23 protein-coding genes are annotated in these 22382 nt (G+C 62.7%); 14 read left to right on the top strand and 9 right to left on the bottom strand.

Going from position 1 to position 22382, the window contains the following annotated elements; all coding sequences use genetic code 11:
* Window positions 1–38 precede the first annotated feature (38 nt).
* From C2846_RS13005 to C2846_RS12995, 3 genes are read left to right on the top strand one after another with little or no spacing between them, the layout of a single operon-like run.
* Complete coding sequence (locus C2846_RS13005) at window positions 39–791, top strand: 5-oxoprolinase subunit PxpA (RefSeq protein ID WP_080048825.1); 753 nt, start codon at window positions 39–41, stop codon at window positions 789–791.
* Window positions 788–1492, top strand: coding sequence for a 5-oxoprolinase subunit PxpB (pxpB, locus tag C2846_RS13000; protein WP_119701624.1), 705 nt, complete (start codon window positions 788–790; stop codon window positions 1490–1492). Before C2846_RS13005 ends, pxpB begins: the two co-directional genes overlap by 4 nt.
* A complete protein-coding gene (locus C2846_RS12995; RefSeq protein WP_119701623.1) occupies window positions 1489–2439 on the top strand; it encodes a 5-oxoprolinase subunit C family protein in 951 nt (316 codons plus the stop codon). The genes pxpB and C2846_RS12995 overlap by 4 nt, the downstream gene beginning before the upstream one ends.
* Here C2846_RS12995 and C2846_RS12990 read toward each other — a convergent pair whose 3' ends face one another.
* On the bottom strand, window positions 2440–3393 hold the full coding sequence (locus C2846_RS12990; protein ID WP_119701622.1) for a pirin family protein: 954 nt from the start codon (window positions 3391–3393) through the stop codon (window positions 2440–2442).
* Window positions 3394–3449: 56 nt separating this feature from the next.
* Window positions 3450–4070: an isochorismate family cysteine hydrolase YcaC gene (gene ycaC / locus C2846_RS12985; protein WP_080048821.1), complete on the bottom strand. Its 621-nt coding sequence runs from the start codon at window positions 4068–4070 to the stop codon at window positions 3450–3452.
* 132 nt (window positions 4071–4202) lie between these two features.
* On the opposite strand from ycaC, the gene C2846_RS12980 reads away from it, so the two are divergent.
* From C2846_RS12980 to C2846_RS12970, 3 genes are all read left to right on the top strand, one after another.
* Window positions 4203–5123, top strand: a complete 921-nt coding sequence (locus tag C2846_RS12980) for a LysR substrate-binding domain-containing protein (RefSeq protein ID WP_119701621.1) — start codon at window positions 4203–4205, stop codon at window positions 5121–5123.
* Window positions 5124–5186: 63 nt separating this feature from the next.
* The gene (gene crcB / locus C2846_RS12975) at window positions 5187–5585 is read left to right on the top strand and encodes a fluoride efflux transporter CrcB (protein WP_080048819.1); all 399 of its coding nucleotides are present in this window, start codon (window positions 5187–5189) and stop codon (window positions 5583–5585) included.
* Entirely contained in the window at window positions 5585–5917 is a 333-nt protein-coding gene (locus C2846_RS12970; protein WP_080048818.1) for a DUF190 domain-containing protein, read from the top strand. The genes crcB and C2846_RS12970 overlap by 1 nt, the downstream gene beginning before the upstream one ends.
* Before the next feature lie 12 nt (window positions 5918–5929).
* Here the strand turns inward: C2846_RS12970 and C2846_RS12965 are convergent, their stop codons facing one another.
* Entirely contained in the window at window positions 5930–8989 is a 3060-nt protein-coding gene (locus C2846_RS12965; RefSeq protein WP_119701620.1) for an efflux RND transporter permease subunit, read from the bottom strand.
* The gene (locus C2846_RS12960) at window positions 8989–10095 is read right to left on the bottom strand and encodes an efflux RND transporter periplasmic adaptor subunit (protein ID WP_231705565.1); all 1107 of its coding nucleotides are present in this window, start codon (window positions 10093–10095) and stop codon (window positions 8989–8991) included. The genes C2846_RS12965 and C2846_RS12960 overlap by 1 nt, the downstream gene beginning before the upstream one ends.
* A gap of 286 nt (window positions 10096–10381) precedes the next feature.
* On the opposite strand from C2846_RS12960, the gene C2846_RS12955 reads away from it, so the two are divergent.
* Window positions 10382–11425, top strand: coding sequence for an MBL fold metallo-hydrolase (locus tag C2846_RS12955; protein ID WP_119701619.1), 1044 nt, complete (start codon window positions 10382–10384; stop codon window positions 11423–11425).
* Between the two features lie 3 nt (window positions 11426–11428).
* Here C2846_RS12955 and C2846_RS12950 read toward each other — a convergent pair whose 3' ends face one another.
* A complete protein-coding gene (locus C2846_RS12950; protein WP_119701618.1) occupies window positions 11429–12400 on the bottom strand; it encodes an AraC family transcriptional regulator in 972 nt (323 codons plus the stop codon).
* 241 nt (window positions 12401–12641) lie between these two features.
* Here C2846_RS12950 and C2846_RS12945 point away from each other — a divergent pair, with 241 nt between their 5' ends.
* The 7 genes from C2846_RS12945 (at window position 12642) to C2846_RS12915 (ending at window position 19448) form a co-directional block, all read left to right on the top strand.
* Window positions 12642–13967 (top strand): flavin-containing monooxygenase, encoded by a 1326-nt coding sequence (locus C2846_RS12945; RefSeq protein WP_080048814.1) that lies wholly within the window; start codon window positions 12642–12644, stop codon window positions 13965–13967.
* Complete coding sequence (locus tag C2846_RS12940) at window positions 13964–14905, top strand: bile acid:sodium symporter family protein (RefSeq protein ID WP_080048813.1); 942 nt, start codon at window positions 13964–13966, stop codon at window positions 14903–14905. Before C2846_RS12945 ends, C2846_RS12940 begins: the two co-directional genes overlap by 4 nt.
* Window positions 14902–15834 carry an SDR family oxidoreductase gene (locus C2846_RS12935; RefSeq protein ID WP_080048812.1) on the top strand — a complete coding sequence of 311 codons (933 nt, stop codon included), beginning with the start codon at window positions 14902–14904 and terminating at the stop codon, window positions 15832–15834. The genes C2846_RS12940 and C2846_RS12935 overlap by 4 nt, the downstream gene beginning before the upstream one ends.
* 176 nt (window positions 15835–16010) lie before the next feature.
* Complete coding sequence (locus C2846_RS12930) at window positions 16011–16796, top strand: SDR family oxidoreductase (RefSeq protein WP_119701617.1); 786 nt, start codon at window positions 16011–16013, stop codon at window positions 16794–16796.
* Window positions 16797–16845: 49 nt separating this feature from the next.
* Window positions 16846–17586: a sulfite exporter TauE/SafE family protein gene (locus tag C2846_RS12925; RefSeq protein ID WP_080048810.1), complete on the top strand. Its 741-nt coding sequence runs from the start codon at window positions 16846–16848 to the stop codon at window positions 17584–17586.
* A 169-nt stretch (window positions 17587–17755) separates the two neighbouring features.
* Complete coding sequence (locus C2846_RS12920) at window positions 17756–18535, top strand: SDR family oxidoreductase (protein ID WP_119701616.1); 780 nt, start codon at window positions 17756–17758, stop codon at window positions 18533–18535.
* A gap of 235 nt (window positions 18536–18770) precedes the next feature.
* A complete protein-coding gene (locus tag C2846_RS12915) occupies window positions 18771–19448 on the top strand; it encodes a cytochrome b/b6 domain-containing protein (RefSeq protein WP_080048808.1) in 678 nt (225 codons plus the stop codon).
* 78 nt (window positions 19449–19526) lie between these two features.
* On the opposite strand, the gene C2846_RS12910 is transcribed toward C2846_RS12915, so the two are convergent.
* The 4 genes from C2846_RS12910 to C2846_RS12895 are packed head-to-tail and all read right to left on the bottom strand — an operon-like array spanning window position 19527 to window position 22379.
* Window positions 19527–19994: a c-type cytochrome gene (locus C2846_RS12910; protein ID WP_119701615.1), complete on the bottom strand. Its 468-nt coding sequence runs from the start codon at window positions 19992–19994 to the stop codon at window positions 19527–19529.
* 29 nt (window positions 19995–20023) lie between these two features.
* On the bottom strand, window positions 20024–20212 hold the full coding sequence (locus C2846_RS12905; RefSeq protein ID WP_080048806.1) for a YgaP family membrane protein: 189 nt from the start codon (window positions 20210–20212) through the stop codon (window positions 20024–20026).
* 2 nt (window positions 20213–20214) lie between these two features.
* Complete coding sequence (locus tag C2846_RS12900; protein ID WP_205890214.1) at window positions 20215–21960, bottom strand: SulP family inorganic anion transporter; 1746 nt, start codon at window positions 21958–21960, stop codon at window positions 20215–20217.
* Entirely contained in the window at window positions 21957–22379 is a 423-nt protein-coding gene (locus tag C2846_RS12895) for a YeeE/YedE family protein (RefSeq protein ID WP_080048805.1), read from the bottom strand. The genes C2846_RS12900 and C2846_RS12895 overlap by 4 nt, the downstream gene beginning before the upstream one ends.
* Window positions 22380–22382 lie beyond the last annotated feature (3 nt).

Raw genomic sequence — 22382 nt, 5'->3', positions numbered from 1 at the left:
ATAATGTCGGGCACACATGCTGTACTCCGAGGTCCACCATGGCTACCCCGTTACTCAATTGCGATATGGGTGAAAGCTTCGGTGCCTGGCGCATGGGCCTGGACGAGCAGGTCATGCCCTGGGTCGATTGCGCCAATATCGCCTGTGGCTTCCATGCCTCCGACCCTGGCACCATGCGCCGCACCGTGCGTCTGGCGGTCGAACACGAGGTGCGTATCGGGGCTCATCCGGCCTATCCGGATCTGGTCGGTTTTGGCCGCCGCTCAATGGCCTGCAGTGCCCAGGAAGTCGAAGACCTGCTGCTGTACCAGATCGGCGCGCTGGAAGCGATCTGCCGTGCCGAGGGTACCTGGGTCAGCTACATCAAGCCGCACGGCGCACTGTACAACGACATGATGCGCCAGCCCGACTTGCTGGCCACGGTGATCCGCACCATTGCCCGCTATGACCGCAGCCTGCCACTGATGCTGCTGGGCCAGGCCGACAACCGTCAGACCGAGGCCCTGGCCCAGGAGTATGGCATCGTGCTGTGGCTGGAGGGCTTCGCTGACCGGGGTTACGATGCCAATGGCCAACTGCTGCCCCGCACACTTCCAGGTGCTGTGCACCATGACCCGCAGCGGATCCTTGATCAGGCCCTGACATTGGCCCGCGGCGAGCCGCTGATCGCCAGCGATGGCAGCGCCCTGCACCTGCGGATCGACTCGCTGTGCGTGCACGGCGACAACCCCGAATCAGTCGCAGTGGTCCGCCGCATCCGTGAGGCGCTAGAGGCGCTGGACCCGTCATGAACCTGCAGGTCGAGACCGCCAGCCTCGACAGTCTGATAATCCGATTGTTCGAGCGTATCGACGAGCACAACATGCCCTGGTTGTTGGCCGCCGCTCAGCGGCTGCGCGACAGCTTTGGTGCGCTATTGGTCGATCTGGTACCGTCCTACACCACCCTGATGCTGCACTATGATGTGCGGGCCCTGGACGAGTGGCAGGCCCGCGAGTTGATCGAGCAGGCGCTGACCGATCTGCAGCCGCTGGAACATCTGGGCGGCCAACGCCATGAACTGCCGGTCTGGTATCACCCCAGTGTTGGCCCCGACCTGGAGCCACTGGCCCGGCACAGTGGCCTGAACCCGAATGAGCTGATTCAGCGCCACTGCAGCCGTGACTACAGCGTGTTCGCCCTGGGTTTTGCTCCCGGCTTTGCCTATCTGGGTCTGGTCGAGCCGCAACTGATGGCGCCGCGGCTGGCCACCCCACGCCGGCGGGTGGCGGCCGGCAGCGTCGGGATTGCCGAACGCCAGACCGCGATCTATCCGCTGGAGTCGCCCGGTGGCTGGAACCTGCTCGGGCGTACCCCAGTGGCGCTGTTCGATCCCAAATATCAGGGTTACAGCCTGTTGCAGCCTGGCGACCGGGTGCGCTTCGTGGCGATCAGTCATGGCGAGTTTCTGCGTCTGGGCGGTGATGACAGCCCGCTGGAGGAACGCCCATGAGCCTGCGGGTAGAGCAGACCCTGGGGCTGGCCCAGCTACAGGATCACGGCCGCTTCGGTGTGCGCCATCTGGGGGTGACCCAGGGCGGAGCACTGGACTGGATCAGTGCCGGACTGGCCAATCACCTGCTGGGCAACAGCGCCGACTGCCCGGTTCTGGAAATCCCGCTTGGCGGACTGACGCTGCGCTGTGAGCAGGATACCACCCTGGCGCTGACCGGAGCCGATCTGCAAGCCCGGCTGGACGATCAGCTACTGGCCCCGTGGTGCAGCTTTGCCGTCAAGGCCGGCCAGCGGCTGGTCTTCAACACCCCGCTGTATGGTGTGCGCGCCTACCTGGCTGCCCCCGATGGCTTTCGTGCGCCGCAGGTTCTGGGCTCCTGCGCGACCGTGGTACGGGACCGGTTGGGTGGCCTGCAGGGCAATGGCGCCGCTCTGCAGGCAGGTGATCAACTGGATGCTGCAGCCCGAAGACCGAAGCCGGTGAGTCTGCCGGAACCGCTGCGTCCGGATCTGCGCCGCCCGGTTCAGTTGGAGCTGGTGCCGGGTGCCCAGATTGCCCGGTTCAGCGGAGTCAGTTTGTTCCAGGCGTTCAATCAGGTGTGGCGGGTGGATGCCCGGGCCGACCGGATGGGGGTGCGCCTGCAGGGCCCGGTGCTGCATTACCAGGGTGAGGCGTTGGTGTCCGAAGGGATTGCCCTGGGGGCAGTCCAGGTGCCGCCCGATGGCCAGCCGATCATCCTGCTCAACGACCGGCAGACCATTGGGGGCTACCCACGGTTGGGCGCCCTGAGCCCGGTAGCGGTCGCCCGGCTGGCCCAGTGTGGCGTTGGCGAACCGGTCAGGTTGCGCATCAGCAGCCATAGCCAGGCCCGCGAACGCTATCTGCACTGGCTGGAACTGATCGACGGGCGCAACGATCACTACCCGCCGGTTCACCGCGGCTGATCAGGCCGGGCCGTTGTTCTTCCATGGCAGTTTGGGGGCAGTCAGGCGCTGGCCGTCGCTACCCGGCACCTCGCCAAAGCGAGCTTGTCCGCTTTCCCAATCATGCTGAGCCTGGATGATGTAGTCCTTGCTGTGACCCACGAAGTTCCACCACATCAGGATGTCTTCGCCAAAGGGCGCGCCGCCGACCAGCAGTGCCCGGCTATGCATCGACAGATGCAGTTGCATGCCACTGTGACCGGGCCCCAGATAGGCCAGCTCATTGACCTCCACATTTTCATGGCCAATCCAGGCCTCGCCTTCGAGTACCAGCAGACCGTACTCGAAATCCTCGCGGATCGGCAGAATCACCTGGCAGGCGCTGACGCTGGCCAGGTCGGCGGCAAACAGCGGGGTGTGTACCCGCACCGGTGATTGCCGGCCCAACAGTTCGCCGACCAGCAGGGTCAGCTCACAGCCCTGTTCCTCCCAGCATGGCAGGTCCGGATAGTGCTCAAAGGCCGGGTCACTGTCGGCCAGCGCCTCGGGCAGGGCGATCCACAACTGCGCAGCATGTAGTACCCCGCTGTCAGGCAGGGAGTCTTCGGTATGCACGATACCGCGCCCGGCGCTCATCAGATTGACCTGCCCCGGCCGGATCACCTGTTCATTGCCCAGGCTGTCGCGGTGCAGCACCTCACCCTCGATCATCCAGGTAAAGGTCTGCAGGCAGGTGTGCGGATGGGCGCCAACGTGCATGCCCTCATCCGGGCCAAAGTGCGCCGGCCCGGCATGATCGAGAAAGCACCAGGCCCCGATCAGCCGGCGCTGGCGCGTCGGCAGTACCCGGCTGACCGGCAGGCTGCCGCCAATTTCGGCGGTGCGCGCACTGATCAGTTCAACCTCCGGAATCTCGGCGGCGGACGGACAGTCGCGTGAATCGGATAACTGGCAGTCGGATTCGTGATTGCTCACAACTACCCCCTTTTTTCAGGCTCTCACTAACTCTATTAAAGCATGTAGTGAGTTGGTCAGCCTTTCTGCACGCTGTAGCTCTGGATCAGATTGGCGTATTGCGGCAAATGTCCGGCCAGCAGGCCGCCAAATCCTTCGACATCATTGCGCCAGTCACGATGCAGCTCGCAGCCGATGGCAAACCAGGTCATCAGTTGCGCGCCAGCCTGTTCCATACGGCTCCAGGATGCCTCACGAGTAGTCTGGTTGAAGGTGCCGGAGGCATCTGTACAGACGAACACCTCGTAGCCCGCTTCCAGCGCGGACAGTACCGGAAATGCCACACATACCTCAGTCACTACCCCGGCAATGATCAACTGCTTCTTGCCGGTGGCCTTGACCGCGGCCAGAAACTCTTCGTTGTCCCAGGCATTGATCTGGCCTGGCCGGGCGAAGTACGGGGCGTCCGGGAACATGGCCTTGAGTTCGGGCACCATGGGACCATTTGGTCCGTCTTCGAAACTGGTGGTCAGAATGGTTGGCAAGCCGAAGAACTTGGCAATATCGGCCAGGGCCAGCACATTGTTCTTGAAATCATCCGGGCTGAAATCGCGGACCAGAGACAGCAGGCCGGCCTGATGGTCGACCAGCAGGACAGCGGCGTTGTTCTTGTCCAGGCGGTTGTAGGTAAAGGCCATGGGATTCTCCTAACGAATTTTTTGAGTTTGCCCACCGCGCACAGGCAACGGGTTGCTCCAGCCTAGACACGGAACGGTGGAAGAAATAGCCCCTATAAACGATACTCATCGTTCTACTAGCAGGACGATGCCATGCAAGATCTCAACGACCTTTATTTCTATGTTCAGGTAGTCGAATACTCGGGCTTCTCTGCCGCCGGGCGGGCGCTGGGCATGCCCAAATCCCGGCTGAGCCGGCGTATCGCGCAACTGGAAGAGCGGCTTAATGCCCGGCTGATCAACCGTTCCAGCCGACGCTTCAGCGTGACCGAGCTGGGGCAGGAGTACTACCGCCATTGCAAGGCCATGCTGACCGAGGCCGCGGCGGCCCAGGAGTTGATCGACCGGGCCCATGCCGAGCCGCGGGGGCTAGTGCGCCTGAGCTGCCCAACGGCGTTGCTGCAGTTTCGGGTGGCGCCCATGCTGTCCGAGTTCATGCGTCTCTACCCGCAGATCGAGTTGCAGATAGAGGCCAGCAATCGGCGGGTTGATGTTGTGCATGAAGGGCTGGACATCGCTCTGCGGGTTCGCTTTCCACCGCTGGAAGACAGCGATCTGGCGATGAAAGTGCTGGCCCAGAGCCCGCAGCAACTGGTGGCCGCACCGGGCCTGCTGGCCGAAACCGGCATTCTGGAGAGCCCCGAGCATTTGCAGCGGCTACCCAGCCTGGACTGGGAGCGGCCCTACAAGGAGCATCTCTGGTGCCTGGAACATGTCAGCGGCCATGATTGCCAGATAGCCCACCGGCCCAGACTGGTCAGCGATGACATGGGCATGTTGCGCCAGGCGGCGCTGGATGGCGTGGGGATTGTGCAATTGCCGCTGCTGGTTGCCGGGCATGATTTGCAGGACGGGCGTTTGCAGGCGGTGCTGCCCGACTGGCGTCCACGCGGTGGCATCATTCATGCCGTATTTCCCAGTCGCCGTGGCTTGCTGCCCTCGGTACGCACGCTGCTGGACTTTCTCGGGGAACGTTTCGGTGACAACGATTTCATTCCGGCCTGCACGCAGTGATGGCTTTGCCAATAACAATCAGACTGTTAACGTAGCCCACAACTAACCTAGGGAGGGTGCCCCATGTTGAAATCCTTGCTGGCTATCGCCCTGGGTGCCTCGGTCGGTGCCAGTTTCCGCTGGTGGCTGGGACTCAAGCTCAATACATTGTTTCCAGCCATTCCACTGGGCACCCTGACTGCTAATCTTATTGGTAGCTATATAGCCGGACTGGGCATTGCGCTACTGGCTAACATGCCCTCTCTCAGCCCGGAGTGGCGGCTGCTGTTGATTACCGGTTTCTGTGGCGGACTGACCACCTTTTCGACCTTCTCCGCCGAAACCTTTGCGCTGTTGCAGGATGGTCGGGGGCTGATGGCGCTGGGAGCGATTGCCCTGCATGTCACCGGCTCGCTGCTGATGCTGGCGGTCGGGTTCTACAGCATGCAGCTTCTTCAGGGGCAGATGGGAGGAGGTCTGTAATGAACGGTTATCTGATCAGTTTTTATACCCAACAGGATCGCCAGCACCGCGGCCAGCCATTGGGCCACTGGCTGATTGGCCTGGCTCGGGAGCTGGAGCTGCGTGGCGCAACGCTGTCAGCCGCGCTGGAAGGTTTCGGGCACAGTGGTGAGCTGCGCTCGGCGCGTTTCTTCGAGCACGCCCAGCAGCCGCTGGTGGTGCGTATCGCTGCGACCGAAGACGAGTGCGCGCGGCTGTTTCAGCGGCTGGATCAGGAGGATTTTGACCTGTTCTACGTCAAGACCCCGGCTGAGCTCGGGCATGTTGGCAAGCGCGTGGCCCGTGACGCCTGAACCGCCCCGGGCTCAGGCCCGGGGAATGGCAATGCGCAAGAACAGGCTGTAGAGCATCGGCAATACCACCAGGGTCAATACGGTAGCGAAGCCCAGACCAAACATGATCACTACCGCCATGCTCTGGAAGAACGCATCGGTCAGCAGCGGGGCCATGCCGAGAATGGTGGTCAGGGCTGCCATCGATACCGGCCGGACCCGGCTGATCGAGGCATCGACCAGCGCCTCATAGGCGGCCTTGCCGCTATCCAGCTGCAGCCGGATCTCATCGACCAGCACGATACCGTTCTTGACCAGCATGCCGCTGAGGCTGAGAAAGCCGAGCAGAGCCATGAAACCAAACGGTATGCCGGTCAGCAGGAAACCGAAGGTCACGCCGATGATCGCCAGCGGCACGGTCAGCCAGATCACCATAGCCCGTTTGAACGAGTCAAACAGCAGGATGGTGATCAGGAACATCACCAGATAACCCAGCGGCAGACTGCCGAATACCGCCCGGCGGGCGTCGCGCGAGCTTTCGTATTCACCACCCCATTCCAGGCTGTACCCCGGCGGCAGCTCGATGGCCTCGATCTGCGGGCGCAGGCGCTGGAACAGCTGGGCGGCGGTCTGGCCGCTGAGAATGCTCGGGTCGGCCTGTACGGTCAGTGTGCGCTTGCGATCCAGGCGCATGATCAGCGGATCTTCCCAATTGGTGACAAAGCCGCTCACCACTTGCTCAATCGGCACATAGGTGGCGCGGGCGCTGCTCCAGACCTGCAGGTCATTGAGGGTAGCGGCGTTCAGTCGTTCGTCATCCGGGGTGCGGGCAACGATCGGCAGCAGCCGGGTGCCGTCGCGGTACAGGCCAACGGTCATGCCGCTGAAGTTCATCTTCAACAGTGCATCCAGATCGCTCTTGTCGACTCCGATTTCACGGGCCCGGGCCTCGGCAAATTGCGGCCGAACCAACTTGGTGCGTTCTCGCCAGTCATGCATCACTGCGCTGGAGACTGCGTCGGCGCGGATGATCGCCGCCGCCTCGGCACCGATCCGGCGCAGCACTTGCGGATCGGCACCGGTGAAACGAGCCTCGATCTTACTGTCTGAGCCGGGGCCGAGCATCAACTGCTTGAGCTTGGCCTGAACGTCCGGGTAGTGCTCGCGCAGGTGTTGATCCAGCTTGGCGATCAGCGGTTCGATCTGTTCACGGTCCTCGGTGCGCACCAGAATCTGGGCGAAGTTGGAGTACTGGCGCTGGGGGAAATAGGTCAGGATGAAACGCAGTGCGCCCTGGCCAATGGTAGAGGTGACTGAGGTCACGCCCTCCTGAGCCAGTACATGGCGGTCAATTTCACTGACGACTTCCTCGGTGTAGCGGATGTCGCTGCCCTTGGGCAGCCACAGATCGATAAAGAACATCGGCGTGTTGGACGGCGGGAAGAAGCTCTGGCGCACCTTGCCAAAGCCGGCCACTGAGACCACCAGCAACACCACCAGCAGGACACTGACCGCGACCCGGTGGTGCAGGGCAAAACCGAGCAGCCGGCGGTAGCTGGTGAAAATGATGCCCTGATACGGCTCCTGGCTATCGCCGCCGCTCAGGGGCTGGCCATCCTTGAAGAACAGACTGGCAAAGAACGGCGTCAGGGTGATGGCGGTGACCCAGCTCAGCAGCAGGGAAATCAGCAACACTTGAAACAGCGACAGACAGTATTCGCCGGTGGCGTCTTCTGACAGGCCAATGGGGGCGAAGGCAATGATTGCGATGGCGGTAGCGCCGAGCAGCGGCAGCTTGGTCTGGCGTACGATCGAGCGGGCCGCCTCCAGCGTGCTCTGACCGCGCTGACGGCCGACCAGGATGCCCTCGACAATGACGATGGCATTGTCCACCAGCATCCCCAGGGCGATCACCAGCGCCCCGAGCGAGATGCGTTGCAACTCGATTCCCAGCAGCTTCATGAAAATGAAGGTGCCCAGCACCGTCAGAGCCAGTACCAGACCGATCAGCAGGCCGCTGCGCAGGCCCATGAACAGCAGCAGTACACCGATAACGATGACCACCGCCATGACGAAGTTGAGTACGAAACCGCGGACCGAACCCTGAACTTCATCGGCCTGATTGTAGAACTGCTCGATGCGCATCCCGGCTGGGCGTTGGCTATCCAGTTCGGCCAGCCGCTGGCTGACCGCCTGGCCGACATCGACCACATTGACATGGGCGGCGAACGATACGCCCAGCCCCAGTGCGCGCTCACCCTGGGCCCGGTAGAGGTTGTCCGGCTGCTCGCTGAAGCCCCGGCGCAGGGTGGCGATATCACCCAGGTAGACACGCTGGGCGCTGCCCGGCTCGCTGATGATCAGGCGTTCCAACTCGCTGATATCCTCGAATTCACCGGTCGGGTGCAGGCGGATCGACTCGCTGCCGACCAGCATGCGCCCGGCATCGGATACCACGTTCTGGTTGCTCAGCACCTGTTGCAGGCGCAGCGGGGAAATACCCAGGCTGGTCATGCGCGCCCGGGAAATTTCCACATAGACTTCCTCCTGCGGCAGACCGGCCAGGCTGACCTTACCCACGCCCTTGACCAGCACCAGTTCGCGGCGCAGGTAGTCGGCAAAGTCGCGCAGTTCGCGGTAGCTGTAGCCGTCACCACTGAGCATCAGGAAAATGCCATAAACATCGCCGAAATCATCGCGAATACGCGGCTCATCGACCCCTGGTGGCAGGAACGGACGCAGATCGTTGATACGCCGGCGCATCTCGTCCCAGATCTGCGGCAGATCATTCGGGCCGTACTGGCTCTGTACCTCGATGGTGATCTGCGACAGCCCGGCGCTGCTGATCGAGGTGATCTTGTCAATGTAGGGCAGTTGCTGGATGGCGTTTTCCAGCGGGTAGGTAACTTCTTCCTCGACCTGCTGCGGCGAGGCGCCGGGATAGGGTGTGACCACCATGGCCATCTTCAGGGTAAAAGCCGGGTCCTCCAGGCGCCCCAGCCCAAGAAAGGCGACCAGCCCGCCAAACCCGAGAATCAGTGCCACCAGCCAGCTGGTGACCCGACGCTGGATGAAATAACCGGCGATGTCCATTACAGCCCCCGCTCGCGAGTCCACTCCCTCACGCGCTGGCCCTCGGCCAGTTCCGCGCCGCCCGCGGCGACGATCTGCTCACCCGGCTCCAGCCCGGCAAGGATTTCAATCGCGTTCTGGGTCAGTTGCCCGACCTGTACTTCCCGGGCGTGTACCTGGAGGCCGCCCTCATGCTTGCTGACAACCCAGACCTGGCGTACTTCCGGTCCCGCCGCATCGGGACTGAACACCGCCTCGACCGGCACCAGTAACGGCATGCCGGCCTGCTGGCTGACCTGGGCGACATCCAGCAACACCGTGGCGCTCATGCCGGGCAGCAGTACCAGTCCCTGGGGCGGTTGCATGGCCAGGGTTACCTGATAGGTCAGGCTTTTGGGGTCTGGCTGGCTGGCATGCTCCTTGTAGAGCGCCTCGATCTCGATTCCCGGCAGGCTGTCGATGCGCACTCTTGGGCGGATATCACCCGGGTCGATATCGGCCCGCAGGCCCGACAGCAGGCTTTCCGGAACCTGAAACACCACATCCATGCTGTCGCCGGCATACAGGGTCACGATTGGCTGATTGGGTTGCACGATCTGGAACCGTTCGACATGGGTACGTGCTACCCGTCCGGCGAATGGCGCGCTCAGACGGGTGTAGGCCAACTCCTGGCGTGCCAGATTAAGTGCGGCCTCGGCCTGATTGAATTGAGCCCGTCGTTCGTCCAGCTCGGCCTGCGAGACCATTTGCCGTTCAATCAACTGCTGCATCCGTTCAAGCTGGCTGCGAGTCAGGTCGTAGCTGGCCTGACGGTCATTCAGGCGCAGCCTGACGTCGGTATCGTCCAGTTCGGCGATCGTCTCGCCCGGTTGCAGCAACTGCCCTTCGCGCACCCGCAGCTCCTTCAACTCGCCCCCCAACCTGAAGGACAGCTCGGCTTCTTCCGGCGCCTTGAGCCGGCCCGGAAATTCACGCAGGTGCTGGGCCAGTGGATCAAGCACGGTAAAAAGCTTGACCGGGCGGACGGTATCGGCAGCAGGAGCGTCGTTGCCGGAACAGGCAGACAGCAACGGTAAGGTTGCCAACAACAGGGCAAGGGACGGGACAAGGCGGGCTAGAGGCATCATGGACCTGACTTCAGTAACAGAAAACTAATGCCGCGATTATAGGCGTGAAAAATGAACATGAGCTGAACTGGCAACAGTTTGTCGCCAAATGCAGGGTTCGTTCCGGCCTTGTACAGGCAACTGCAGCGGATACAGGGTGCTTTAGTTTTATATGCATTATTGATCTATGCATAGATCTTTGGAGTATATTATGCTGGTGTTCACATAATACCCCAAGGGGTATGTAGGGTTGGCTTTCAGGGCCAGCTACACTCACTATATGGCCCGTATTTGCGAGGAAATTCGCATGATCTTTCGCCAGCTCTATGACTCCACCTCATCAACGTATACTTACCTGCTGGGCGATGAGCACAGCCGTGAGGCATTGCTGATCGACCCGGTATTCGAGCAGGTCCAGCGCGACCTGGCGCTGCTCGATGAACTGGGTCTGCACCTTAAGCTGGTGGTCGATACCCATGCGCATGCCGACCACATTACCGCTGCCTGGCTGCTCAAGCAGAAAACCGGGTGCGCGATTGCCTCGGCCAAGGTGATCAATGCCGCGCATGTTGACCTGGCGCTGGAACACGGCCAACGCTTTGGGGTGGCCGGTATCGAGCTTGAGGCCCGCGCTACGCCCGGCCATACCGACGGCTGCATGAGCTATGTGCTGGCCGACCAGTCGATGGTGTTCACCGGTGATGCGCTACTGATCCGTGGCTGCGGCCGTAGCGATTTTCAGCAAGGCAACGCTCACACCCTGTACCGTTCGATCACCGAGCAGCTGTTTAGCCTGCCAGACAGCTGCGGTGTCTATCCGGCCCACGACTACCATGGCCGTACCCAGAGCACCATTGGTGAAGAGCGACAGTTCAACGCCCGGGTTGGCGGTGATGCCAACGAAACCGACTTCGTTGGCTACATGCAAGCCATGCGTTTGCCGCATCCCAAGCTGATTGATGCCGCCGTGCCAGCCAACCTGCGCAGCGGTTGCCCGGAAGACGGCAGGCTGCCGGACGAGCCGCGCTGGGCCGACCTGCGTATCACCTACGCCGGAGTGCCGGAGGTTGAGCCGGAATGGCTGATTCACAACCAGCCGTCGGTGACCGTGCTGGATGTACGCCATGATGATGAAATCGTTGATGGCGAGCGGCCGGCCGGGCTCGATCTGGCGCTGCACATTCCGCTCGATCAGTTGCGTGAACGGATCGCCGAGGTACCCAGCGACAAACCGGTGGTGACCCTGTGCCGCTCCGGCCGGCGTTCGGCGCTGGCGGTCAGCATTCTCAAGGAGCAGGGCTTTGAGCGGGTCGCCAGCCTGCGCGGCGGGTTGCTCAGGCTCAAGGGCTGAGCTTCAGTCGCCAGCGCGAAACCGCGCAGGCGTCAGCCCCCGCCAGCGGCGGAAGGCGCGCACAAAGGCATTCTCGTCGGAAAATCCCAGCTGCTCGGCGATCTCGCTGATGCGCTGATCGCCGCGCAGTGCCTGGTTAGCCATTTGCTGTAGCACACTCTCGCGCAGACTCTTGAACGACAGCCCGTCCTCAGCCAGCCGACGGTTCAGATGTCGGCCACTAAGATTCAACTGCTCGGCAATACGCTCCTTGCCCCAGCGCGGGTTGGCGCGCACCAGTCGTTGTACCTCGGCGCTCAGGCTATGCTGGCCAAGTTCGGCCAGGGTGTGATCGGCCAACTGCCGCAGGTGATCGCGCAAGGCACTGTTGGCCTGGATCTGCGCCAGTGCCAGTTGCTCGGCACTGAACCCCAGATGGTTGCAGCCGGCCTCAAACTGCACCGGGCAACCGAGCAGTGCCTGGTAATCGGCCAAGGGGGCCAGCGGCGCATGTGCCAGCCAGATGCCGCTGGGCCGAAACTGCCCGCCAGTGGCCCAACGGGTCAGGCTGAGCATGCTCGCCAGCACCGCCTCGACCCGCTCGGCACTGCGCACTTGCAGGTGCGGCTGGTAATCGATGAACACCTGCCCGGCTTCGCGGTGCAGTTGAAACTCGCCGCCATCACCAATCACCGGGGCGTATTCGATCAGCTCCTCCAGCGCTTCGCCAAAGGTGTCGCAGGTCACCAGCAGCATGCCGACACTGTCCAGATGCCCGACCTGGATCGCCAGTCCCAATCTGAGTCCGATCAACGGATCGCCACTGGCGCTACAGAACGCCTCCCAGAGCTGGTCCTGCCAGCCGATTGGCACCCGCTCGGCATCGCGCAGACGCGCCAGCAGCGCCGCCGGCAGGGCAATACCCAAGCGTTCGGCCATCTGCACGATGGCCTGGCTGTAACGCGGGGTGACGCTGTGTTCGGAGCAATCGTGCATGGCCTGAATTGCTGGTCCTTGTGTCCTGTTTGACCCGATACCGCGCGCAGACGGTTGGCTAGACTGGGATCATAACCTTGCACCCGTGCTGCTGTAACGCCAGCCGATGCAGCTGAAGGTTGTGAGCTGCCCTGGAAGATCGCACTGCTCTGGCCAGTTTCGGCATCGCGCCACCAGCACCAAGCCCTCAGGCACACAGCTAGCAACGATGAATACCGATAACAAGAAAGAGGAAACACCCATGTACGCAGTGATCGGCGCCGGCCCCATGGGTCTGGCCGCAGCGCGCAATCTGCAGAAGCTCGGCATCCCCTTCATCGGGCTGGAGCTGCACAGCGACGTCGGCGGCCTGTGGGACATCGACAACCCGCACAGCACCATGTACGACAGCGCCCACCTGATCTCCTCCAAGCGCATGACCGAATTTGCCGAATTCCCCATGCGTGATGACGTTGCGGCCTACCCCCACCACAGTGAAATGCGCCGCTATTTTCGTGACTATGCCGAACATTTCGGCCTCAAGCGCTACTACGAATTCAACACCCGGGTGCTTGATCTAAGCCCCGAAGGCGACGGCTGGCGCCTGACCAGTGAGCGCGACGGTCAGCGCCAGAGCAGGCTGTTCAGTGGGGTACTGATCGCCAACGGCACTCTACACACCCCGAACATGCCGGCGTTGCCCGGCAAGTTCGCCGGTGAGCTGATGCATTCGGCCGCCTACCGCAGCCCCGAGCTGTTCAAGGGCAAACGCGTACTGATCGTCGGTTGCGGCAACTCCGGCGCCGACATCGCCGTGGATGCCGTGCACCAGGCTGCCAGCGTCGATCTGAGCCTGCGCCGTGGCTACTACTTCATCCCCAAATTCATCAAGGGCCGGCCCACCGACACCCTTGGCGGCAAACTCAAGCTGCCACGTGCGCTGAAACAGAAACTCGATGGTGCGCTGATCCGCCTGCTGATGGGCAAACCCTCGGACTACGGTCTGCCCGACCCGGACTACCGGATCTACGAATCGCACCCGGTGATGAACTCGCTGATCCTGCACCACCTGGGCCATGGCGATATTACCGCGCGCCGCGACATTCAGCGGGTCGACGGCCACAGCGTGCATTTCAGTGACGGCCAGGTCGCCGACTACGACCTGATCCTGATGGCTACCGGTTACCAGCTTGACTACCCGTTCATCGCCCGCGAGCAGCTGAACTGGCCGGCCGGGCTGGATGCCCCGCAGCTGTACATGAACGTATTCCACCCCGAACACCACAACCTGTTCATGATGGGCATGATCGAGGCCGCCGGGCTCGGCTGGGAAGGCCGCAACCAGCAGGCGCGGCTGGTGGCGCTGTATATTCGCCAGCAGTTGGCCGGCACCCCAGCGGCCGAGCGCTTCAATGCGTTAAAGCGCGAACGTGCAGGTATCAACCTGGATGGTGGGTACAACTACATCAAACTGGCGCGCATGGCTTACTACGTTAACAAGCAGGCCTACCTCGACACTCTGGCGCAGCATATCGGTGAGCTGGAGCGCCAGTTGCCGGTCGAACAGCCGCAGCCGGTGAACGCATGAGCGGCGCGCTGCCGATCCAGTTCGACCCGGCCAGCCTGATCGCCCTCAACCTGATCATGGCCTGCATGATGTTCGGCGTCTCGTTGAGCCTGCGCCTGGAAGACTTCAAGCGCATCGCCCTGGCCCCGGTCGCGCCGCTGGCCGGGCTGCTGGCGCAGTTTCTGCTGTTGCCGCTGGCCACCTGCCTGTTCACTTGGGCCTTTGCCATTGAGCCGGAGCTGGCGCTGGGCATGATGCTGGTAGCTGCCTGCCCGGGCGGCAGCTTCTCTAACATCATGACCTGGCTGGGGCGTGGCAACGTCGCGGTATCGGTCAGCATGACTGCGGTCTCAAGCCTGGCCGCCACCGTGATGACGCCGCTGAATTTTGCCTTCTACGGCTGGCTCAACCCGCACACCCGCGACTACCTGACCCAGATCAGCCTGGAGCCAGGCGGCATCCTGCTGTTGGTACTGCTGGTGCTGGCCGTGCCGCTGGTGCTGGGCATGACCACCGGGCGCAAGCTGCCGGGCCTGGTGGCGCGCAGTGAAAAGCCGCTGCGGATCATCTCGCTGCTGGTGTTTCTCGGCTTTGTCGGCATCGCTTTCTTCAACAATGTCGGCCTGTTCATCGAGCGCTTTCACAGCTTCTTCTGGCTGGTGGTGCTGCACAACCTGCTGGCGCTGGCACTGGGCTATGGTATGGGCCGGCTACTGAAACTGCCGGTCACCGACCGCCGCGCGGTGACCATGGAAGTCGGCATCCAGAACTCCGGCCTGGGGCTGGTGATCCTGTTCACCTTCTTCCCTGAAGCTGGCGGCATGATGCTGATCACCGCTTTCTGGGGCGTCTGGCATCTGGTCAGCGGGCTGACCCTGTCGCAGATCTGGGCCCGGTTACCGATCCCGGCCAACGACCCCATGGCCAAAGTTCATTCCACACAAGTACAACAATCATGAGCCCACGCATTCTGATTACCGGCGCTGCCGGCTATATCGGTCACCAGCTTGGCAACCGCCTGGCCGTCGACCATCATGTCATCGGGACCGACATCCGGGCCCGCGACGATCTGGCCTTCCCGGTGCGCCAGCTGGATATCCGCGCCCCGGCCCTGGCCGACTTGCTGAGCGCAGAAGGTATTACCCATGTGGTGCACCTGGCCTCGGTGCTGCAGGCCTCGAAAGACCGCGCCCGCGATTATGACATCGACGTCAACGGCACCCGCAATGTGCTCGACTGCTGCCTCAAGGCTGGCGTACAGCACCTGACCGTCACCAGCTCCGGGGCCGCTTATGGCTACCATCCGGACAACCCGGCCTGGATCGATGAGACCGACGCCCTGCGCGGCAACCCGGAATTTGCCTACTCCGACCACAAGCGCCAGATCGAGGAACTGTTAGCTGATTACCGCGCCCGGCATCCGGTGCTGCAGCAGTTGATCTTCCGTCCCGGCACAGTGCTGGGTGAAAGCACCCGAAACCAGATCACCGAGCTGTTTATGGCGCCGAAGATTCTTGCCCTCAAGGGCAGCGACTCGCCGTTCGTGTTCATCTGGGACCAGGATGTGATCGGCGCCATGGAGATGGGCATCCGCCAGAGCAAGACCGGCATCTACAACATGGCTGGTGACGGCGCCTTGAGCATGGCCGAGATCGCCCGGCGGCTGAACAAACCCCTGCTGACCCTGCCGGTGTGGCTGGTCAAGGCCGGACTGCAAGTCGCCAAATGGCGCGGCAAACCCACCGGCCCGGAGCAGGTCAACTTCCTGCGCTACCGCCCGGTACTCAGCAACCGTCGGCTCAAGGAGGAATTCGGCTACCCGCTGGCAAAGACCTCAGCCGAAGTGTTCGAGCTGTTTGCCACGCACAACAACCTGCGCCAACCCTGAGCCCCGGCCCCAGTGCCAAGCGGATCCCAACACCTGGATTGCCACGGGCCTGTGGCCCTCGCAATGACGGCCGGGTCAATGCACCCGCTCGCCGTCATTGCGAGGAGCAGGGGGCGGTCATCCGCCGACGTGGCAATCCACAGCACACTCCATCAACCCCTCAAGGATGCCCCACAATGAGCGTAACCCTGATCACTGGTGCCGCCTCCGGCCTCGGTTGGGCCATGGCCCAGCATTGGCATGCCGCCGGTCACCGGCTGGTCCTGGCCGACATCAACGCCGCCCAGCTCAGCGAGCGCGCCGACCAGTTGAACTGCCCCGAGCGGGTGCTGACGGTCAGTGCCGACATTGCCCGAGCCGAGGATATCCAGCGCCTGATCAACGCCACAGAGCAACGTTTCGGCCGCCTCGATCTGCTGGTTAACAACGCCGGCATCACCCACCGCTCGCCGGCCCACCAGACCGACTCGGCGGTGTTCCGCAAGGTCATGGCGGTGGACTGGCAGGGCCCGGTCGAGCTGACCCTGGCGGCGCTGCCACTACTGCGCCAAAGTCGCGGCAGCATCATCTGCATCGGCTCCATGGCCGGCTGGATGCCGGTGCCCGGGCGTGCCGCCTACTGTGCAGCGAAAAGCGCCCTGACCCAGTTTTTCGAGGTGCTACGCCTGGAGCTGGAAACCGACGGCATCCATATCCTCATGGCCTACCCGAGTTTTCTCGATACGCCGATCGAACACCACGCCCTGGGCAAGGACGGCAGCACCGCCCGACACCCACGCTCAATGATCGGCAGCATGAAAAGCCCGGAATGGATGGCCATCCTGATCGACCGCAGCCTGCAACAGCGCAAGCGCTGGTTGTTGCCAGAGCCCATCTCCAGGTTCGGCAGCCTGCTCTGGCGCCTGGCCCCAGCATTATACTTGCGCAGCGTGCGCAAACGCTTTGCCGGCGAACTGCGTTGATCATCTACCGAACCTGACCAGCAGGCACCCTCTTCCACCAAGGACCCACATGCTTATCGACCCCTGGCTCTGGATCGCGCTGTTCATCCTGATCGCCTACACCATCGAAGCGATCACCGGTTTCGGCAGTATCGTCATTGCCCTGTCGCTTGGCGCCCTGCTGCTGCCAATCCCGGACCTGATGCACGTGCTGGTGCCACTGAACATCTGCATGAGTGGCTTTCTCGCCTGGCGCCACCGCCGACACATCCACGCCCCCACCCTGCTCAGACTGATCCTGCCGCTGATGCTGGCCGGCACCCTGCTTGGCTATGTGCTGCGGCCCTGGTTGGGCGACAACCTGTTGATGCTGATGTTCGGCCTGCTGGTGCTGTGGTTCGCCGCCCGTGAACTCTGGCGTCTGGCTCGCAATCACCTGAGTGTCCGTCATCCGGGCTGGCTCAGCCGCGGCCTGACTCTGGGCGCTGGCCTGACCCACGGCCTGTTTGCTTCCGGCGGCCCGCTGCTGGTCTACGCCCTGGCCGGCACCACGCTGGACAAAAGCCAGTTGCGCGCGACCCTGCTGACCGTCTGGTTCACCCTCAACGCCAGCCTCACCGCCCTGTTCCTGTTCGACGGCCACCTGCTGCCCAACCTGCCGCGTATCGCCAGCCTGCTGCCGCTGCTGGTGATCGGTGTACTGCTCGGTGAATTCCTGCATCACCGGCTCAACGAGCAACGTTTTCGGCAATTGGTGTACAGCCTGTTGGTGGTGACCGGGGGATTGCTGGTGGTCAAGGCCGGGTTGTAGGGCCCTGAGCCGAGCTCCACGCATGGATACGTTGGTCAGCAGACCGGTCCGAGGGTGCAAGCCATAAACCCCCTGATTGCTGCTCAATCACGCTGACTGGGCTTTGGCTCCCAGCCTTGCCCAGCAGTGCTAACGTCGCTGCATTCATACCCACAGGAGGGCAGCGTTAATGGCACAGGCCGCAGGTCGTCAGTCGATTTTCATTACCGGGGCCGCGTCTGGCATGGGCCGGGAAACTGCGCGGTTGTTTCAGCAGCAGGGCTGGTTTGTTGGCGCTTTTGATCTGAACGGGGCGGGACTGGAGAGTCTGCGCGCCGAGCTGGGGGCGGACAATTGCCTGACCGGGTTGCTGGATGTCAGTGATCGGGCGCAGTTCGAGGCGGCGGTAGCGGCCTTCGCTGAGGCGACCGGCGGGCGTATGGATGTGCTGTTCAACAATGCCGGGATCGCCATGCGCGGATTCTTTGATGAGATGCCGTTCGAGCAGCAACTGAATCTGATCAATGTCAATCTGGTCGGGGTGCTCAACGGCATTCACACCGCGCTGCCGCTGCTCAAGGCCACGCCCAATGCGCTGTGCTTCAGTACCTCGTCGTCGGCGGCGACCATGGGCATGCCGCTGATTGCGGTGTATTCGGCCACCAAGCATGCGGTGAAGGGGCTGACCGAGGCGTTGGCCAACGAGTTTCGTCGGCATGATATTCGCGTGGCGGATGTGCTGCCGGGGCTGATCCGGACCGGCATGCCGGATCAGACGCTGATGGATGCGGCGCCCGATACCGGGCCGTTCCGGCTGATCGAGGCGGTGGAGGTGGCCAAGGCGGTGTGGCAGGCCTATCACAGTGACAAGCTGCACTGGTATGTGCCCGAGGAGTTGGCGGAGCTGGACAAGGCCTCGGGCCTGGACCCCGAGCGGCTGCGCGACAAGTTGGCGCGGAATTTGGGATAAAGCTGAGAGGCGGGAGCATCTCGGGCCGTGTGCGGAGTTCCGCAGCGGAGCGTGGTGCATCCCCCTGCCTTGAGCAGATGCTCAAGGCTCCCAGGGGTACGATTCCCGCGGGGTGGCTCAGGCTACCATTTGCCGCATTTACTGCGCGGTAATTGCCACTTAATGTGTAGGTTTATTGCCGCTTTTGAGTACTGCGGTTAGCCTTTGTGGCCTGTCTATCAGGGAGCTTCACGCCATGCCGGTCAAAGTCTGGGACTTACCCCTTCGTCTGTTTCACTGGTTGCTGGTCATTTGTGTGATCGGGGCGCTGGTCACTATCAAGCTCGGTGGCACCTGGATGATCTGGCACGGACGTTTTGGCCTGGCGATCATCGGTCTGCTCAGCTTTCGTCTGGTATGGGGGATCGCCGGCTCTACCCATGCCCGGTTCGTCAGCTTCTTTCCGACCCCACGCCGGGTAATCCGTTATCTGCGTGGCCAATGGGAAGGTCTGGGCCATAACCCGCTGGGAGCGCTGTCGGTGTTCGCGCTGATCGGGCTCTTTGGTTTTCAGGCGCTGAGCGGCTTGGTGGCAACTGACGATATCGCCTTCAGCGGGCCGCTGACCCGGGTGGTGTCATCGGATTTCAGCAGCCTGATGAGTGGCTGGCATCGGCGTACCGAGGAGCTGTTGTATCTGCTGGTGGGTCTGCATGTGCTGGCCATCGTGATCTATCGGGTGCGTGGGCATAACCTGCTGGGGCCGATGATTCATGGCTATAAAAAGGCTCCGCATCCAGCGACCGAACAGGCCAATGGTGGGCGCTGGCCGGCGTTGATCATTGCTCTGGCATTGGCTGGGCTGGCGGTCTGGGCTGCTAACGGCAGCTGGATTCCGGCACCCGCCCCGGCCCCGGCGGTACCGGCCTGGTAACGCGCCGAATGAGAAGGCAAACAATCAGGGGAGCTTCGGCTCCCCTGATTGCATCAAGCGTCCTACTCGGAGCGTCGTTCAGTCCATCCGGTACTTGTCGTGACAGGCCTTGCAGGCCTGACCGACCTGGCCGAAGGCCGCACGGATCTGGCCTTGGTCATCAGCCTGGGCGGCAGCGACCAGATTGGCCGTGGCCTGGTTCAGATTGCCTGACAGCTCGGCCACATCCGGAAAGTTGTTGAACAGCTCCGGGTTGGCGCGGGTGGTCTGGTTGCCGACATTCTGCTCGGTGCCGGAGCCATACAGGGCGCCCATGCCAGAGTTGGCAATGGCGTCGATGGTAGTGGCGGCGGCCAGAACCTGCTGCTGGTTGTACTCGACGGCGCCGTCGATCACCTGGGCCTTGATCTTGCCCATGTTCCAGGACATGTAGCTGTAACCAGCCTTGCGGAACTTGATCTGATCTTCAGGCGCAACCTGGGCAACAGCCGACAGGCTGGCGGCCAGCACAGCGCCGCCCAGCAGGGTGACAATCACGGATTTCATACAAAACTCCTTTTTTGGTTCAGGCTATTTCACTTCTTCTTGCAGGTGTTGATGCCCAGCAACGGATAGGCCGGGCAAAACCGGAAAATACCGGTGGCCAGTGGCAGCAGGCCAATCCAGCCCCACAGGCCAATGGTGCCGGTTGCGGCCAGGGCAATCAGGACCAGGCCGACCACGATACGCACAACACGATCAATACTACCTACATTTGCTTGCATGATTACTCTCCTGCGTCGCTCTGTCTCGGCCGTTTCAGGCTGCCGAGGGTGTTGAAGGCAATGTGGGTGCTGGGAAAGACTTCACCCACTTGCTGGTTGAGCCAGTCGGTCTCGGCCAGTTGATCCATGACCGGGCCCTTAACTTCCGCGAGGTGCAGGCGGATGTCACGCTCGGCCAGGCCTTCGGTCAGCTCGCTAAGCATGTCCAGCCCGGTACTGTCGATGTGATTGACTGCCGACAAGATCAGTAACACTTCTTGGGTATCCGGATAGTCGCTCAGGGCCTGATGGATCGCTTGCTCGATGGCCTTGGTATTGGCGAAGAAGATGTTTTCGTCGATGCGCAGTGCCAGCAGGTGCGGAGTGATTTCCACCAGATGGCGTTTGGTGTTGCGAAAGTACTGGGTGTCCGGCACCCGGCCGACCACCGCCACGTGCGGGCGGCTGCCGCGCCACAACTGTGCGGCAATCGCCAGGCTGATACCGAGCAAGATGCCGCCTTCGATCCCCAGCAGCAGTACCCCGGCGGCGGTGGCCAGCAGAGTCAGGCCTTCGGCCCGGTCATAGCGCCAGGCCCGTTTGAGGCTGAGCAGGTCGATCAGCGGGGTAACCGCGACCAGAATCACTACCGCCAACACCACCAAAGGCAGATGGGCGAACCAGGGGGCGATGGTGAGCAGAATCAGGCCGATCACGCCGACCGCCACCACGCCAGCCAGCGGGGTATTGGCCCCGGCCTCGATATTCACCATCGAGCGCGAGAAGCCGCCACAGACGGCGAAACCGCCGGTCAGCCCCGAACCGATATTGGCGGCGCCCAAGCCGAGCAGTTCCTGATTGGCATCGATGCTCTGGCGCTTGCGCCGGGCCAGTGACTGAGCAATTGATACGCTTTCGACAAAGCCGACCAGGCTGACCAGCACCGCCGGCAGCAGCAAACTATGCAGACTGGCCAGATCCGGCGTGCTCCAGACCAGCGAGGGCAGGCCGGCCGGCAGACTGCCGACCACCGGCACCCCACGTGCGGCCAGATCCCAGTACAGTGAGGCCAGAACGGTCAGCACCACCACCAGGATCGGTGCCAGTCGGGCCAGTAACAGGGCCAGTGACTCGTTCAGGCCCAGCCAGCGCAAATGCGCGGCCAGCAGGCTGCGAGCGTAAAGCAGCCACAGCAGGGCCAGTAGCCCCATGCCCAACACCAGGCTGTTGCTGGCCTGCCAACTGTCCAGCAGCGCCGCCGGGCTGACCGGCCAGCCACTTAGGCCCAGCAGGTGTGGCAACTGACTGAGCAGAATCAGAATCGCCGCGCCAGTGATGAAGCCGCTGATCACTGGGTGACTGAGGAAGTTGGCCAGAAAACCGAGCCGCAGCAGACCGAAGACGAACAGCATCAGCCCGGACAGCAGTGCCAGCCAGATCGCCAGTTGCAGATACTGGCCGCTGCCGATGGGCGCCAGCGGAGCCAGCAGCGCCGCAGTCATCAACCCGGTGACCGCCACCGGCCCGACCGACAGGTTCATGCTGCTGCCGAACAGGGCATAGCCGAGCACCGGCAGCAGGCTGGCATACAGGCCAACTTCGACCGGCAACCCGGCGAGCATGGCATAGGCCATGCTTTGCGGAATCACCATGATCCCGACCACCAGACCGGCGGCCAGATCGCCCCCGAGCCAGGCACGGCGATAGTGCCGCAGCCAGGCCAGCGGACCGCTGCCGCCCGGTGGTTGCAGGCGCGGGTTGCGACTCACTGGCGCGCCCTGGGCTGGTCAAACCACTTGAACAGCAGCATGCCGGCCAGCATCGCGGCGACAAACAGCGCCGCCTGCGGTACCGCCGCCGCCAGTCCGACCAGCGCCGGGCCCGGGCAGAACCCGGCCAGGCCCCAGCCGGCACCGAAGATCAGGCTGCCGATCACCAGACGCCGGTCGATGCGGCGAGTGTCAGGTAACTGCAGCGGCTCGCCGGTCAGCGTGCAACTGGCCCGGTTGGCCCATTGCATGGGCAAGAGCGCGGTGGCGATGGCGCCGGCCATGACCAGCGCCAGTGACGGATCCCAGGCACCGAACAGGTCGAGAAAACCCAGCACCTTGGCCGGGTTGGCCATTCCGGCAACGATTAGTCCGAGGCCGAACAGCAGGCCACTGAGCAGAGCAATCAGGTTACGCATGCT

Origin of the sequence: Pseudomonas jilinensis (assembly GCF_003586265.1) — a bacterium.
In the GTDB taxonomy this organism is placed as follows: Bacteria; Pseudomonadota; Gammaproteobacteria; order Pseudomonadales; family Pseudomonadaceae; genus Halopseudomonas; species Halopseudomonas phragmitis.
Note: the sequence above shows the minus strand (reverse complement) of the source record. Positions and strands in the feature narration are given on the sequence as shown.

What these genes read in the sequence shown, in the direction of transcription:
- C2846_RS12970 (WP_080048818.1), top strand. Translation starts at nt 5,585, where the DNA reads ATGAACGGTTATCTGATCAGTTTTTATACCCAACAGGATCGCCAGCAC.
- C2846_RS12925 (WP_080048810.1), top strand. Translation starts at nt 16,846, where the DNA reads ATGCTTATCGACCCCTGGCTCTGGATCGCGCTGTTCATCCTGATCGCC.
- ycaC (WP_080048821.1), bottom strand. Translation starts at nt 4,070, where the DNA reads ATGGCCTTTACCTACAACCGCCTGGACAAGAACAACGCCGCTGTCCTG.
- C2846_RS12995 (WP_119701623.1), top strand. Translation starts at nt 1,489, where the DNA reads ATGAGCCTGCGGGTAGAGCAGACCCTGGGGCTGGCCCAGCTACAGGAT.
- C2846_RS12960 (WP_231705565.1), bottom strand. Translation starts at nt 10,095, where the DNA reads ATGATGCCTCTAGCCCGCCTTGTCCCGTCCCTTGCCCTGTTGTTGGCA.
- C2846_RS12955 (WP_119701619.1), top strand. Translation starts at nt 10,382, where the DNA reads ATGATCTTTCGCCAGCTCTATGACTCCACCTCATCAACGTATACTTAC.
- C2846_RS12920 (WP_119701616.1), top strand. Translation starts at nt 17,756, where the DNA reads ATGGCACAGGCCGCAGGTCGTCAGTCGATTTTCATTACCGGGGCCGCG.
- C2846_RS12935 (WP_080048812.1), top strand. Translation starts at nt 14,902, where the DNA reads ATGAGCCCACGCATTCTGATTACCGGCGCTGCCGGCTATATCGGTCAC.
- C2846_RS12915 (WP_080048808.1), top strand. Translation starts at nt 18,771, where the DNA reads ATGCCGGTCAAAGTCTGGGACTTACCCCTTCGTCTGTTTCACTGGTTG.
- C2846_RS12895 (WP_080048805.1), bottom strand. Translation starts at nt 22,379, where the DNA reads ATGCGTAACCTGATTGCTCTGCTCAGTGGCCTGCTGTTCGGCCTCGGA.
- C2846_RS12930 (WP_119701617.1), top strand. Translation starts at nt 16,011, where the DNA reads ATGAGCGTAACCCTGATCACTGGTGCCGCCTCCGGCCTCGGTTGGGCC.
- C2846_RS12950 (WP_119701618.1), bottom strand. Translation starts at nt 12,400, where the DNA reads ATGCACGATTGCTCCGAACACAGCGTCACCCCGCGTTACAGCCAGGCC.
- C2846_RS12965 (WP_119701620.1), bottom strand. Translation starts at nt 8,989, where the DNA reads ATGGACATCGCCGGTTATTTCATCCAGCGTCGGGTCACCAGCTGGCTG.
- C2846_RS12910 (WP_119701615.1), bottom strand. Translation starts at nt 19,994, where the DNA reads ATGAAATCCGTGATTGTCACCCTGCTGGGCGGCGCTGTGCTGGCCGCC.
- C2846_RS12940 (WP_080048813.1), top strand. Translation starts at nt 13,964, where the DNA reads ATGAGCGGCGCGCTGCCGATCCAGTTCGACCCGGCCAGCCTGATCGCC.
- crcB (WP_080048819.1), top strand. Translation starts at nt 5,187, where the DNA reads ATGTTGAAATCCTTGCTGGCTATCGCCCTGGGTGCCTCGGTCGGTGCC.
- C2846_RS12905 (WP_080048806.1), bottom strand. Translation starts at nt 20,212, where the DNA reads ATGCAAGCAAATGTAGGTAGTATTGATCGTGTTGTGCGTATCGTGGTC.
- C2846_RS13005 (WP_080048825.1), top strand. Translation starts at nt 39, where the DNA reads ATGGCTACCCCGTTACTCAATTGCGATATGGGTGAAAGCTTCGGTGCC.
- C2846_RS12945 (WP_080048814.1), top strand. Translation starts at nt 12,642, where the DNA reads ATGTACGCAGTGATCGGCGCCGGCCCCATGGGTCTGGCCGCAGCGCGC.
- C2846_RS12980 (WP_119701621.1), top strand. Translation starts at nt 4,203, where the DNA reads ATGCAAGATCTCAACGACCTTTATTTCTATGTTCAGGTAGTCGAATAC.
- pxpB (WP_119701624.1), top strand. Translation starts at nt 788, where the DNA reads ATGAACCTGCAGGTCGAGACCGCCAGCCTCGACAGTCTGATAATCCGA.